The 12,377-nt window shown below is 70.0% G+C and carries 14 protein-coding genes; 7 read left to right on the top strand and 7 right to left on the bottom strand.

The features are described from left to right. Nucleotides 1-94: 94 nt before the first annotated feature. Together EAT49_RS18840 and EAT49_RS18845 are read right to left on the bottom strand one after the other, a co-directional pair. Nucleotides 95-607 (bottom strand): fasciclin domain-containing protein, encoded by a 513-nt coding sequence (locus tag EAT49_RS18840; protein ID WP_123643857.1) that lies wholly within the window; start codon nucleotides 605-607, stop codon nucleotides 95-97. Nucleotides 608-848: 241 nt separating this feature from the next. Next, nucleotides 849-1,211, bottom strand: a complete 363-nt coding sequence (locus EAT49_RS18845; protein WP_123643858.1) for a hypothetical protein — start codon at nucleotides 1,209-1,211, stop codon at nucleotides 849-851. 145 nt (nucleotides 1,212-1,356) lie between these two features. Here EAT49_RS18845 and proS point away from each other — a divergent pair, with 145 nt between their 5' ends. Together proS and EAT49_RS18855 are read left to right on the top strand one after the other, a co-directional pair. Beyond that, on the top strand, nucleotides 1,357-2,757 hold the full coding sequence (gene proS / locus EAT49_RS18850; protein ID WP_123643859.1) for a proline--tRNA ligase: 1,401 nt from the start codon (nucleotides 1,357-1,359) through the stop codon (nucleotides 2,755-2,757). A gap of 137 nt (nucleotides 2,758-2,894) precedes the next feature. Further along, a complete protein-coding gene (locus tag EAT49_RS18855; protein ID WP_123643860.1) occupies nucleotides 2,895-3,428 on the top strand; it encodes a DUF2937 family protein in 534 nt (177 codons plus the stop codon). A 43-nt stretch (nucleotides 3,429-3,471) separates the two neighbouring features. Here the strand turns inward: EAT49_RS18855 and EAT49_RS18860 are convergent, their stop codons facing one another. Together EAT49_RS18860 and EAT49_RS18865 are read right to left on the bottom strand one after the other, a co-directional pair. After that, on the bottom strand, nucleotides 3,472-4,839 hold the full coding sequence (locus tag EAT49_RS18860; RefSeq protein WP_123643861.1) for a hypothetical protein: 1,368 nt from the start codon (nucleotides 4,837-4,839) through the stop codon (nucleotides 3,472-3,474). Nucleotides 4,840-5,010: 171 nt separating this feature from the next. After that, nucleotides 5,011-6,615, bottom strand: coding sequence for an ABC transporter substrate-binding protein (locus EAT49_RS18865; protein ID WP_123643862.1), 1,605 nt, complete (start codon nucleotides 6,613-6,615; stop codon nucleotides 5,011-5,013). 302 nt (nucleotides 6,616-6,917) lie between these two features. On the opposite strand from EAT49_RS18865, the gene EAT49_RS18870 reads away from it, so the two are divergent. The 5 genes from EAT49_RS18870 (at nucleotide 6,918) to EAT49_RS18890 (ending at nucleotide 10,495) form a co-directional block, all read left to right on the top strand. After that, complete coding sequence (locus EAT49_RS18870) at nucleotides 6,918-8,243, top strand: ABC transporter permease (protein ID WP_123643863.1); 1,326 nt, start codon at nucleotides 6,918-6,920, stop codon at nucleotides 8,241-8,243. Continuing rightward, the gene (locus EAT49_RS18875; RefSeq protein WP_123643864.1) at nucleotides 8,236-8,910 is read left to right on the top strand and encodes an ABC transporter ATP-binding protein; all 675 of its coding nucleotides are present in this window, start codon (nucleotides 8,236-8,238) and stop codon (nucleotides 8,908-8,910) included. The genes EAT49_RS18870 and EAT49_RS18875 overlap by 8 nt, the downstream gene beginning before the upstream one ends. Nucleotides 8,911-8,981: 71 nt before the next feature. Beyond that, nucleotides 8,982-9,584: an MliC family protein gene (locus EAT49_RS18880; protein ID WP_123643865.1), complete on the top strand. Its 603-nt coding sequence runs from the start codon at nucleotides 8,982-8,984 to the stop codon at nucleotides 9,582-9,584. A 94-nt stretch (nucleotides 9,585-9,678) separates the two neighbouring features. Further along, complete coding sequence (locus EAT49_RS18885) at nucleotides 9,679-10,086, top strand: c-type cytochrome (protein ID WP_123643866.1); 408 nt, start codon at nucleotides 9,679-9,681, stop codon at nucleotides 10,084-10,086. A gap of 16 nt (nucleotides 10,087-10,102) precedes the next feature. After that, nucleotides 10,103-10,495, top strand: coding sequence for a c-type cytochrome (locus tag EAT49_RS18890; protein WP_123643867.1), 393 nt, complete (start codon nucleotides 10,103-10,105; stop codon nucleotides 10,493-10,495). On the opposite strand, the gene EAT49_RS18895 is transcribed toward EAT49_RS18890, so the two are convergent. The 3 genes from EAT49_RS18895 to EAT49_RS18905 form a co-directional block, all read right to left on the bottom strand. Then, a complete protein-coding gene (locus EAT49_RS18895) occupies nucleotides 10,464-11,162 on the bottom strand; it encodes a DUF1194 domain-containing protein (RefSeq protein ID WP_123643868.1) in 699 nt (232 codons plus the stop codon). The two genes, EAT49_RS18890 and EAT49_RS18895, sit on opposite strands and share 32 nt — an antisense overlap. A gap of 24 nt (nucleotides 11,163-11,186) precedes the next feature. Continuing rightward, entirely contained in the window at nucleotides 11,187-11,858 is a 672-nt protein-coding gene (locus EAT49_RS18900; RefSeq protein ID WP_123643869.1) for a hypothetical protein, read from the bottom strand. Nucleotides 11,859-12,047: 189 nt separating this feature from the next. Next, on the bottom strand, nucleotides 12,048-12,335 hold the full coding sequence (locus EAT49_RS18905) for a putative quinol monooxygenase (protein WP_123643870.1): 288 nt from the start codon (nucleotides 12,333-12,335) through the stop codon (nucleotides 12,048-12,050). Nucleotides 12,336-12,377 lie beyond the last annotated feature (42 nt).

Here is a 12,377-nt window from a genome sequence, read left to right on the forward strand (position 1 = left end):
TCCATCTGTCTTCCGTTCTGTTTCTTACGGAGAGGCAGACGGCGCAAGGGATTCCCGGAGGGCGGCCGATCCGGGGACCGGCCGCCGGGACGGGTCAGTGACAGCGGTTGTGGCCGGTGGGCACGAGCACCTTGTCGATGGCGTGGATCACGCCGTTGGTGGCGGCGACATCGGCCACGACCACGGTCGCGGCGGAGCCCGACCCGTCACCGAGGGTGATGGAGCCGCCGGCGTTGGTGACGCAGAGCGGGAAATTGTAGAGCGGCACGAGACGGGTGGTTCCCTGGGGAATGGCGGTGGAGGGAATCGCGCCGTCGTCGACGTGATAGAGCAGGACGTTCGTCAGCGTCTGCAGGTTCTCGGGCTGCAGCAGCGTGTCCACCACGCCGGGCGGCAGCGCCGCGAAGGCATCGTCGGTCGGCGCGAAGACGGTGAAGTTGCCCGGCCCGGACAGCGTGTCGGCCAGTCCCGCGGCAGTGACGGCGGCCACCAGCGTGTCGAAGCGGCCGTCGGCGGCCGCGATCTCTGCGATGCTCTGGGCCTGGGCGGCGGTGCCGAGGCCGAGCGCGGCGGTGGCGGCGAGCAGGGTTCTGCGCAGGAAGGTCATGTGTGCTCCTTTTTCGTGTGTGTGTCGTGTCCGTCAGGTCTAGCGCGACAACCGGCGCCATCCGGCCGGATCACCACAGCGTGAGGTCCCGTGATCGGATTCGGCGGGTGGCGCGGGGCATCTCAGGACCGGCGGAACGGCCTCGATGCGGATGGCGGCGGTTCAGGTTGCCTTGTGGAGGGTTGCGATCACGTCGGGCCTCCCGGCGAGGGGGGGGCGGCGATGCTGCCGGGCATGACGGTCAGGCGCCGGGCGCGGAGGGCGCTAGCTCTTCGAAGACGCGCACGGAGTCCACGCGCAGGATGACCTTGCCGCCATCGGACCGGCGCATCAGGGCGAACTGCCGGAGGGGCCAGTCGCCGTCGCCCTCCACCTGCACTATCCCCTCGAAGCGCAGCCCGGCGAGGCGCTGGCCCGAGGCCATCAGGACATCGTAGCGGCTCTCGGCGCCGAAGAGATCCGGCGTGCCGCGGACCCGCGCGCCGGGCTTTTCGGGGCCCATCCGCGGCAGCCACTTGAAGAACAGCGCGAGACCCGCGATCAGCGCCGCGGCCACCGCGGCGACGATAAGCGCCTGTCCGAGAAAGAGTAAAAGCTCCGACATGCCGGCCTCCATGATTACGCTGGGTCATCCTGCGCAGATGTGGGGCGGGAGCCCGCTTTCAAGCCCGGCCCCGCGCCCGCCGGAGGGCTTGTCCCGCCGGGGGGGCTGCCGTATCGGAGCGGGGACCGGAAACCTGGAGGCCAAGATGCGCCTGAGCCGCTATTTCCTGCCCGTTCTGAAGGAGACGCCCGCCGAGGCGCAGATCGTCAGCCACCGGCTGATGCTGCGCGCGGGCATGATCCGGCAGGCCTCGGCCGGCATCTATTCCTGGCTGCCGCTGGGCTATCGCGTGCTGACGCGGATCGCGCGGATCGTGAACGAGGAGCAGGTCCGGGCGGGCCATATCCCGATGCTGATGCCGACGCTGCAATCGGCGGATCTCTGGCGCGAGAGCGGGCGCTACGACGATTACGGCGAGGAGATGCTGCGCATCCGCGACCGGCACGACCGCGACATGCTCTACGGGCCGACGAACGAGGAGCTGATCACTGACATCTTTCGCAGCTATGTGGGCTCCTACCGGCAGTTGCCGCTGACGCTCTATCACATCCAGTGGAAGTTCCGGGACGAGATCCGCCCCCGCTTCGGCGTCATGCGCGGCCGCGAGTTCCTGATGAAGGACGGCTACAATTTCGACCTGACGCGCGAGGACGCGCTCCATGCCTACAACCGGCATCTGGTCAGCTACCTGCGGACCTACGAGCGGATGGGGCTGCAGGCGATCCCGATGCGCGCCGATTCCGGCCCCATCGGCGGCGAAGACACGCACGAGTTCCTCGTGCTCGCCGAGACCGGCGAGTCGGAGGTGTTCTACGATGCCGAGATCACCGACCTGAAGTTCGGCGACCGGGCCATCGACTATGACGACCGCGCCCAGTGCCAGGCGGTGCTGGAGGAGTTTACCTCGCGCTACGCCCGCACCGACGAGACCCATGACGAGGCGGTCTTCGCGCAGGTGCCCGAAGAGCGGCGGCGCAAGGCGCGGGGGATCGAGGTCGGGCAGATCTTCTATTTCGGGACCAAGTATTCGGAACCCATGGGCGCCACGGTGCAGGGGCCGGACGGCAAGCCCGTGCCTGTGCACATGGGGTCCCACGGGATCGGGGTCAGCCGGCTGATGGGCGCGATCATCGAGGCCTCCCATGACGAGAGGGGCATCATCTGGCCCGAGGGCGTCACGCCCTTCCATGTGGGCATCGTGAACCTCAAGCAGGGCGACGGCGAGGCCGATGCGGCCTGCGAGCGTCTCTATGGCGAGCTCAGTGCGCTGGGGCTCGAGCCGCTCTACGACGACCGGGACGAGAGGGCGGGCGCGAAATTCGCCACGATGGACCTGATCGGCCTGCCCTGGCGGATCACCGTCGGGCCGAGGGGGCTCAAGGCCGGAGTGGTCGAGGTCACCGACCGACGCACCGGCGCGAGCGAGGAGATGACGCCGGAGGCGGCGGTGGCGCGGATCGACGAGATCTACCACCCGCACCGGTCGGCGCCGGTTCCCGCTGCGGTGGAGCCGATGGCGAAGCGGACCTTCCACACCTGGATCTGAGCCCGGGGTGGGCGTGGTTGGCCGGGCGCGCTGTCATGCCCGGCCAGGTCGGCCTGCCGGAGGGGTGTCCGTCGGCTTTGCCCGGGGGCTGTCGGGATGGTAGACTGCCTCGACAAGGCACGAGAGAGGCCGGGCAGATGATCCTCAGACTATTGGCGATGACGGGCGGGCTCGCCGGCGCGGCGGGTCTGTCGCAGTATCCCGAGTTTGCGCAGCAGTATACCCAGCGGCTGGCGGGGCAGGTCGATGCGCTGGGCGCGGTCGTGTCGGATTTCGACGCCACGGCGGCGCGGTCGGGCCTGACAAGGGAGGCGGCGCTGGCGCAGATGACCGGCACGGCGTTTCTCGAGGACCGGCAGGCGGACATGGGCCGGGCGATCCGGCGTCATGGCACGCTGAGCGAGGCGCTCGAGCAGCTCGAGGCCGCGAGTCCCATGGAGCGGCTGGTGATGCCGCACCGTATGGCGGACCCGGAGACCTTTGCGGGGACGTGGTCGGCCTATGTGCCCGCCGTCCCGCTCTCGGCGCCGGGCGCGGTGTCGGCGGCGGCGGGCTATGCCGGGGGGTGGGCGATCGCGGGGCTGCTGGGCTGGCTTCTGGCCGCACCGTTCCGGCGGCGGCGACACGTCGGCGGGCCGCGCACCGAGCCTCCGGTGACGCGGACGGGATAGCCGCCGCCCTCCCGGCTGTCGGGCGGCGGCGGCCGGTTCCGTGTCAGAACGCGAAGTCGTAGCGCAGGCTGACCGCGAGGCTCTGGACGTCTTCGGCCACCTCGGAGGAGGCGATGTCGGCGGTGACCCGCCCGGTGCCGGTATCGAAGGTGAAGCCCGCGGCGAGTGCCGGCGTCGTGGCCTCCGTCTCCGTCGTGCCGTCGTCGAAGCGCCACGCGTCCGCGGCGACCGAGATCCAGGGGCGGAAGGCCGTGCCGGTCTCGAAATCCACGCGCGCGCCGGCGCTCACCGTGTCCTGGGCCACGTCGCGCGCCGCAACCGGTCCGCCGGCCTCGATCTCCTCGCGGTAGCCCGACAGGCGGGCGAAGGGCGCCACGGAGACGCTGCCGGTATCGAACCGGGCCGAGACGGTGAGCCCGTAGAGCCGCCGCTGGGCGTCGGTCTCGCCGGCGCCGAAATCGTAGGTCGGGCGGGCGAAGAGCGCGTAGCCGTCGATATCGACCGCGCCGAGCCGGGCGGCGAAATAGGGGCCCACGGCCAAGGCGTCGACCTCGAGGTCGGCCCCGCCGGTGTCGATCTCGAACCGGCCGATATCGGCGAGCAGACCCGCCACGGCGGTTGGGGAGATGCGGTAGTGGCCGCCGACGGTGAGGTTGTTGCCCGAGCCCTCGACATCGCCGTCGAAGCGCTGGCCGCTCAGGCGGAACCACAGGTCCACGGGTGCGGCGTCGTCGCCGATCGAGCGGGTGGACAGGAACATCAGGTCCCGGGTGGCCATGAAGCCCGTGGCGTTGCCGAAATAGGCGGCCACGGCGCTCGATACGGCGGCGTTGACGGCGACCGACTGGGTCCCCGCGCCGATCTGGCTGCCGTAGGTCAGAAGCGTCTCACTCAGCGTCGCGGTGGCGGGGCGCGCCTCGGTCGTCGTCTGGTCGGGCTCGGACGGGGCATCCGGCGGCGCGCCGGTACCGGGCGCGGTGGGTCCGGCACCGGTGCCTCCGCCCGTGCCGGGACCGCTTCCGCCGTCATCCGTCCCGGTGTCGCCATCGCTGCTGCCGCCCCCGGGGGAACAGGAGATGCGCAGCTCGGCGGGTCCCGTCGGCGTGAGGGGGCCGATGGTGATGATGCCGTCGGCCGCAGCGGTGGCGGTGTCGCCGGTCGTGGTGACCAGATCCCCGACATAGAAGATGTTCACGCCCGGAACGGCGACCTGACCGGTCGCGTTCGAGGCCGCGCTCACGGTGATGCGGTCGCCGGGCACGACGCTGAAATTGACGCCGGTGTTGCTCGCATAGGTGCCGGAGGCCTGGGAGAGGGTGGCGCAGGTCAGCGAGTCCGCGGCGGCGACCGCCGGAGCGAAGAGCGCCGAGGCGGCAAGCCCGAGCGACAGGGGTTGAATTTTTGGAATCATGGCGGGCTCCTCTCAAATGTTACGAAAGGGAAGCGCGCATTTTCGTGATTGTGCAACAACCTGGCGACGCAGGGGCAGGCGGCTGTCGCCCGCGTGCCGCACCAGAAGGGGCGCCGACAAGCAATCGGGGCGCCCGAAGGCGCCCCGATCCGCTGGTCCGTGAAAACCGGGTCAGGCCTCGAGGGCCAGCTTGTGGACGTGGATCTCGACGATCGGATGGGCCTCGGCGCCGATGATGCCGGGCCGGCTGTGACGGTAGAGCGAGCGCCAGTAGGGCTGCACCACCGTGCCGTCCTCGATCAGGAAGCGCTGCATGCGCTCCATCACGTCCCGGCGGGCATCGGCGTCGGCGATGGCCGAGGCCTCGTCGAGCATCGCGTCGAACTCCTCGGAGGCGAGGCCGGTCTCGTTCCAGGCCACGCCCGAGCGGTAGGCCAGCGCCATGATCTGCACGCCAAGCGGGCGGTGGCCCCAGTCCGTCGAGGAGAAGGGGAAGTTCGCCCAGTCGTTCCAGAAGGTGGACCCGGGGTAGACCGTGCGGCTGACGGGGATGCCCGCATCGCGCAGCTGCGCCGCCATGGCATCCGAGGTGTTGCGGCGCCAGTCGTCGTCGAGGCTGATCAGCTCGTGCTCGAAATCGGCCATGCCGGCCTCCTCGAGCAGCGCCAGCGCCTGTTCGGGGTCGTAGTCCGGCGGGCCGATGTCGGCATACTCGGGGTGGATCGGGCAGACGTGGTGGTTTTCCGCGAGAGTCCCGAGACCGGCATAGCCGAGGTCGAGGAGCACGTCGTTGCGCACCGCGAGCGCCAGCGCCCGCCGCACCCGCGCGTCCTCGTAGGGGCGCATCCCGTTCACCTCGGCGAGGCGGTTCGTGCGCAGGACGATGGTGTTGGCGGAGACGGATTCGGACTGGACCCAGCCGATGGCCTCGAAGATCTCGACATATTCGCCCACGGTCTCGTAGGTCATGTCGATCTCGCCCGCCTCGGCGGCGGCGAGATGCGCCGCGCCCTCGGTGCCGTAGTCGATGAACTCGATCCGGTCGAGATAGGCGCCCTCGCCCCACCAGGGGTGATCGGGGTCCTTCTCGAGCACGGCGCGCACGCCCACCTCGTATTCCACCAGCCGGTAGGGGCCGGTGCCCACGGGATCGTCCGCCGGATTGCCGGACCAGCCGTCGGGCACGATGGCGGCGGGATACTCGGTCACCGCGGGGATGATCGAGATGTCGGGCCGGGTGAGGTTGAGCCGGACGGTCAGGTCGTCGACGATCTCGATGGCGCCCTCGGCCGGGCCCGAGCCGTCCGCGTTCTGCAGCGCGGCCATGCGCGAGGCCATGGAATTGCCTTCCCAGTTGCCGTCGCACCAGCGGGTGAAGTTCCAGGCGATGTCCTGGGCGGTCAGGGTGCCCCGACCGTCGTTCCAGGTCACGCCGGGACGGATGTTCAGCACATAGACGGTGGCGTCCTCGTTGACCTCCCAGCTTTCGAGAAGCCGCGGCTCGAAGGTGCCGTCGGCGTTGTACTGGACGAGAAACTCCAGATAGCCGCGCACGATGTTGCCGAGCTGGGGCCAGTTGAAGGTCGGCGGATCCAGCATCGCGCGCACGTCCTGCTGGATGCGGATGGTGCCGCCCTGCTGCGGCGTGGCCTGCGCCTTGGCCGGCGAGACGCCGATCAGCGCATAGGCGGCGGCGGCGGATGCACCGAGCGCCGTGGCGCGGGCGAGGAACTCGCGGCGCGAAAGCTTGCCCTCGGCGACTTCGGCGGCGTGCATGTGCACGGCCGGATGCAGACGGTCCCTGTTGAACAACTGAGTCACTTCGGTGACCTCCGTTTTCTGTCGAACGGCCTTGCCCTCCCGGCTCGGCCTCGCATCGTCTAGCTTAAAGTTCAGGTCCCGGGAGGCAACCTCCCCGCGACGTCCTTGTGCGTCCGGCCCTTCTGGGGCCCGATATGCACGGATTTGTGACAGGCGGACTCCGGCGTGGCGCTCCGTCGCGCAACCGTCCGCCATGGCGGCGCTTGACCGCGCGCCCGCCTGCGGCGAGGTATCCCGGCAACCCGGAGGCAGAGCCGATGTCCGACACTCCCCGACCCTTCGCGCGGTTCGAATGGATGATCGCCTGGCGCTACCTGCGCGCCAAGCGCGCCGAGGGCGGCGTGAGCGTGATGACCTGGATCAGCCTCGTGGGCGTGACGCTCGCCGTTTTCGCGCTGGTGGCCACGCTGGCGGTGCGCTCGGGCTTCCGCGCCGATTTCGTCGACACGATCGTGGGCGCGAACGCGCATCTGACGGTGCGCCAGCAGCGGCAGGAGATCATCACGGTCACGCAGGGCGACCAGACCGTCGAGGTGCCGCGCTGGGTCGACACGATTGCCGATTTCGAGACCCTCGCCGCCGATCTCGCCGCGATCCCGGGTGTCGAGCGCGCCGATCCGGTGGTCTATGGCGAGGGGCTGGCGAGCCGGGGCGACGAGGGGACCTTCGTGCAGGTCTTCGGCATCGCGCCCGGGGAATTCGCGGCGATCCCGCTGATCGCGGAACCGCAGGACAGTCTCGGCGACCTTGCCGATTTCGGGCGGGTGCCCGAGGGCGTGGCACTGGGCTCTGGCGTGGCGCAGGCGCTGGGCGTGGGCGTCGGCGATCGTGTGAGCCTGACCACGGCGGGCGGCGTGCAGACCGCCGTGGGACGCTCGCCGCGCCGCGCGTCGTTCGACGTGGTCTACGTCTTCCAGACGGGCCGCTGGATCACGGACTCGACCCGGATCTACATGCCGCTCGACGAGGCGCAGCCCTTCTTCAACCGCGAGGAGCGGGTCGACCAGATCCAGATCTTCGTCGAGGACCCGGACGAGGTCGAGCGCTGGATCGACCCGGTCTACGCGGCGCTGCCCGCGGGCGCGCTGCTCTATTCCTGGAAGGACAACGAGGGGGCCTATCTGCGCGCGCTGACGGTCGAGGACAACGTGATGTTCGTGATCCTGTCCATCCTCGTGCTGATCGCGTCGATGAACATCATCTCGGGCCTGATCATGCTGGTGAAGAACAAGGGCCGCGACATCGGCATCCTGAGGACCATGGGCCTGAGCCAGGGGTCCATCCTGCGGGTGTTCTTCATCTGCGGGGCCTCCATCGGCACGGTTGGCACGGCGGCGGGGGTGCTTCTGGGCTGTCTCTTCGCCATCTACATCGACCCGATCTTCTCGGCGGTGAACTGGGTGTCGGGCGGCGGCGTGTGGGACCCGTCGATCCGGGGCATCTACGCGCTGCCGGCAAAGCTGGAACTGGAGGACGTGCTCTCGGCGGTGGGGCTGTCGCTGTTCCTGTCGTGGGTCGTCACGATCTTCCCGGCCAGGCGCGCCGCGCGGATGAACCCCGTGGAGGCGCTGCGCTATGAATGAGCTGGCGCTGGTCGGTGTGACTAAAGCCTACAATCACGGCCGGCCGAACGAGGTGACCGTGCTTCAGGGCGTGGACCTCTCCGTCGCGGCCGGGGAGGTGGTGGCGCTGGTGGCGCCCTCGGGCGCGGGCAAGTCCACGCTGCTGCATATCGCGGGGCTGCTCGATACGCCGGACGAGGGCACCGTGACGCTGGGCGGGCAGGACATGACCCGGCTCGCGGACCGCCGCAGGACCGAGGCACGGCGCCGGGAGGTGGGGTTCATCTACCAGTTCCACCACCTTCTGCCCGAGTTCTCGGCGCTGGAGAACATCGTCCTGCCGCAGCTGGCGAACGGCGTCACGGCCGCGGAGGCGGACGCGCGGGCGATGTCGCTGCTGGAGACGGTCGGCCTCGGCCCGAGGGCCCAACACCGGCCCGGCGCGCTGTCGGGCGGGGAGCAGCAGCGCGTGGCCTATTGCCGCGCGCTCGCCAACGCGCCGCGCCTGCTGCTGGCGGACGAGCCCACGGGCAACCTCGATCCGGGCACGTCGGACGTGGTGTTCTCCGCGCTCATGGACCTCGTGCGGGGCACCGGGCTCGCGGCGCTGATCGCGACGCACAACCTCGAGCTTGCCGCGCGGATGGACCGGGTCGTGCGGCTCGATGCCGGGCGGATCGCTGCCTGACGTCGGACGAGGCCATTGCCCCGTGAGGGAAAGGGCCGCAGTCTGATGGCGGGCTGTCGAGGAGGTCGCCGATGCTGCGCTGCATGCTGTTCACCACGGGTCTGGTCTTTCTTCCGTGCTTCGCCGCCGCGCAGGACGGTCCGTCCTTCGATTGCGGCACCGCCGAGAGCGATGCCGAGCTTCTGGTCTGCGAGGATGCGGATCTGGCGGCGCTCGACCGGCGGCTGACCGAGACCTTCGCTCAGGCTCTGGCCGTCGCGGAAGGGCTCGATGCCGGCGCCGAGGAGGCCGCGGATGAGCTGCGCGCGATGCAGCGGGGCTGGATCGGCGGGCGCGACGAATGCTGGCAGGCCGAAGACCTGCGGGACTGCGTGGAGGGGGCCTACCTGCGGCGGGAGGCGGAACTCGTGGGCATGTGGATGCTGGCGGAGCCGAGTTCGACGGTCCTCTACACCTGCGAAGACGGCTCCGAGGTCGCCGGGATGTTCTTCGACACGGCGCTGCCGTCGGTCCGGATCGACTACGGCGACAGCGTGGACGTGGGCGTGCTGGTCCCCGCCGCCTCGGGCGCGAGATACGAGGCGAGCTTCGGCAGCTATCTCTGGACGCGGGGCGACGAAGCGATGTTCTCGCTTCGGGGCGCGGAGGCCACGACCTGCACCGCTTCGGGATGAGCGCCTTGATCGGGGTCAAGGCGCGGCGGGGCGGCATCCACGAGGATGGTCGAAACCGGCGGGCACAGCCGGAGCGAGGAGGAGGAGAGCGGGCATGAGAGCGATGATCGGAATGGCGGCCGCGCTGGTGCTTGCGGGCTGCGCGGCGGAGCAGGGCGTGGATCTCGACCGGGACGGCGCGCTGATGTTCCAGCAGAATTGCGCGGCCTGTCACGGTCTGGACGGGCGCGGCGAGGGCAGCTTCGGGCGAAACCTCATCGAGGCGCCGCCGGACCTGTCACGCATCGCGGCGCGGAACGGCGGGGTGTTTCCGCTCGATCAGGTGATGTCGGCGATCGACGGCTATCACCGCGATCCTTCGTTCAGTGCGGCGATGCCCGAATTCGGCGCCGGCGACATGGGCCCCATGGTGACCGTGCCGGGGCCGGACGGGCTGGGCACGCCGGTGCCGCTGCGGCTTCTTGAGCTGGGGCGGTATATCGAGACCATACAGCGGCCCTGAGGCCGGGGAGGCGGACATGAGAGGACGGATCATCGCGCTGGCGCTGGCGGCGCTGCCCGTGGCGGCGGCGGCGCAGGAGGACGCGGCCGAGCTTTACGCACAGCATTGCGCCTATTGCCACGGCGCCGATGCGACGGGAGACGGGCCGCTGGCGCCCGCTCTGATCCTGCAGCCGCCGGACCTGACGCGGCTTTCCGCCCGCAACGAGGGCGTCTTTCCGGTGGAGCGGGTGGTGATGCGGATCGACGGACGGGAGCCGCTCGTCAGCCACGGCAGCCCGATGCCGGTCTACGGACCCTTCTTCGACCGCGGGCGGCAGGCGGCCATCGCAACCGCATCGGGCCAGCCCATCCTCGCCGCCGAGGCGGTGGTGGCGCTTACCGAGTACCTGCGGGAGCTTCAGCAATGACGGTTTCGTCCCGGGGCGTCAGGCCCGATATCTCGAGGATCAGCTTGCGCCTCAGGGCCTCGACGAAGGTTGCGCGGCTGTCGGCGGCGATGGCGAAGCTGTTCGGCCCGCCGATGATCTCCCGCTCGTAGACCTCAAGGAGCCAGGGCCGTTCGGTGAGGATCGGCAGGCCGTTGATCGTGACGCCCGCGTTCAGCACCGTCTCGCGGGCCTCGGCGATGGAGGAGCCGCTGTAGTTGCTGGCGCTGTCGCCGGAGAAGTCTATCACGCGCCGCCAGCCGGAGATGTCGTTGGTCTCGATCGCGGCGAGACCCGCCAGCAGGGCCGCGCCGATGGCGTTCCGGCCGCTGGCGAGGCGGGGCGGGATCATCAGCTCGGCGGCGAAGGCTTCGGCATCCTCGGCGGTGGCGATCACCGTCCAGTCCACCACAACCGCCTGGTTCGCGGCCCATTCGATATAGGTCACCGCGATGGAGCCGTAGGCCGTGTTCTCGATGGCCGAAAGCACCGCGGGATCGGTCAGCGCCTCGGCATAGCCCTGCCGCTGCAGCCGGATTTCCGTGGCGTCGATGGAGCCCGAGGCATCGGCCAGCAGGACCAGTTCGAGATCCGTGTCCTGAGCGAGGGCGGGCGAGGCCAGGGCGAGGAGGAGGGCAAGACAGCGCATGACGCTGAGGTAGGGCGCCGGGCTTCAGCTGCAAATCCCGCCGGTCTCCGCGTCGCGCCAGGGCACGAGGACGGAGGGCGGCGGCGTCCAGTCCTCCAGCGGCAGCACCTCGGCGATGAGCGTCCGCAGTCGCTCGGTGCGGGCGCCTCCGGGGTCGAGGGCGGCGCAGCAGACGTATTCCTCCACGATGCTGGCCTGCTGTTCGTAGCCGTAGTCGAGAAAGGCGCGGCCGTCCGCGTCGTCGAAGAGGTAGGGGTCTTCCTCGGTGCGGTGCTCGGCGGCGACGCGGCCGAGGGTGAAGCCGGTGATCTCGCGGTTCTGCCACTGCCAGACATGGGTCAGCTCGTGGGCGAAGAACATGGCGGCGCCGAGGTTCATCTCCTCGGGCCAGCGCGGGGTGTAGTCCTCGAGATACCAGTCGGGGCTCGCGAAGAAATGGTCGAAGAGCACCACGCCGGCGGTGCGGGCGGTGAACTCGGGTCCCGGGGGCGGCGGGACGATCTTCTCGCGGCAGGTGGTCGCGGGGCGCGTGGGGAAGGTGAAGCTGAAGAGGCCCACGGGCGGGGCGGGGGCGATCTTCGTGGCCTCGAGCGTCTCCTCGGGGAAGAAGTTCCGCGCAAAGGATCTCTCGGGCTCCGTCAGCGGCCGGGCGCAGGCGGAGAGGAGGAGCAGGGGGATGAGGGCGGCGCGGCGCATGGGGGGACTCTAGCCGGATCGGGGGCGGGGGAAAGGGCGGGCGTCCACATGTGGACGCATTCGCAAGCCGTTGGAATGGTTTGATAATCAGTGTGGACGCGCTGCGGCGTTAACGATTAGGGCGCGGCGCTCGCGGGGGTGTGATCGGGATTGCCGGGCCGAGGCCCGGCCTGCGGGTCCGGTCCGGCGTCAGGCGATGCGGGTCATCTCCGAGACGATGGAGCGGGCCACCAGCCGCTCCCGCGCCTCGGCCGCGCCCGCGATATGGGGCGAGGCGATGTGGTCCTGCCAGAGGTCCCGGGTCTCCCAGATCTCGAAGAAGACGAAATGCCCGGGGTCGAGGTCGTCCCGGTGGAGGTCATACTGGATGCAGCCTTGTTCGGCCCGGGTGGGGGCGACGAAGGAGGTGAGAAGCTCCGAGAGGTCGTCCTCGTGGCCGGGATTGGCGTGGATGTCGGCGACGATGGTGAGGGGCATGTTTCGGCGCTCCGGTGGGGTTGGGGGCAGTTTGGGGGGTGG

This window comes from Histidinibacterium lentulum (assembly GCF_003789055.1).
GTDB lineage: Bacteria > Pseudomonadota > Alphaproteobacteria > Rhodobacterales > Rhodobacteraceae > Oceanicola > Oceanicola lentulus.

Coding starts and splice junctions, on each gene's coding strand:
- EAT49_RS18840 (WP_123643857.1), bottom strand. CDS start 607: ATGACCTTCCTGCGCAGAACCCTGCTCGCCGCCACCGCCGCGCTCGGC.
- EAT49_RS18845 (WP_123643858.1), bottom strand. CDS start 1,211: ATGTCGGAGCTTTTACTCTTTCTCGGACAGGCGCTTATCGTCGCCGCG.
- proS (WP_123643859.1), top strand. CDS start 1,357: ATGCGCCTGAGCCGCTATTTCCTGCCCGTTCTGAAGGAGACGCCCGCC.
- EAT49_RS18855 (WP_123643860.1), top strand. CDS start 2,895: ATGATCCTCAGACTATTGGCGATGACGGGCGGGCTCGCCGGCGCGGCG.
- EAT49_RS18860 (WP_123643861.1), bottom strand. CDS start 4,839: ATGATTCCAAAAATTCAACCCCTGTCGCTCGGGCTTGCCGCCTCGGCG.
- EAT49_RS18865 (WP_123643862.1), bottom strand. CDS start 6,615: ATGCACGCCGCCGAAGTCGCCGAGGGCAAGCTTTCGCGCCGCGAGTTC.
- EAT49_RS18870 (WP_123643863.1), top strand. CDS start 6,918: ATGTCCGACACTCCCCGACCCTTCGCGCGGTTCGAATGGATGATCGCC.
- EAT49_RS18875 (WP_123643864.1), top strand. CDS start 8,236: ATGAATGAGCTGGCGCTGGTCGGTGTGACTAAAGCCTACAATCACGGC.
- EAT49_RS18880 (WP_123643865.1), top strand. CDS start 8,982: ATGCTGCGCTGCATGCTGTTCACCACGGGTCTGGTCTTTCTTCCGTGC.
- EAT49_RS18885 (WP_123643866.1), top strand. CDS start 9,679: ATGAGAGCGATGATCGGAATGGCGGCCGCGCTGGTGCTTGCGGGCTGC.
- EAT49_RS18890 (WP_123643867.1), top strand. CDS start 10,103: ATGAGAGGACGGATCATCGCGCTGGCGCTGGCGGCGCTGCCCGTGGCG.
- EAT49_RS18895 (WP_123643868.1), bottom strand. CDS start 11,162: ATGCGCTGTCTTGCCCTCCTCCTCGCCCTGGCCTCGCCCGCCCTCGCT.
- EAT49_RS18900 (WP_123643869.1), bottom strand. CDS start 11,858: ATGCGCCGCGCCGCCCTCATCCCCCTGCTCCTCCTCTCCGCCTGCGCC.
- EAT49_RS18905 (WP_123643870.1), bottom strand. CDS start 12,335: ATGCCCCTCACCATCGTCGCCGACATCCACGCCAATCCCGGCCACGAG.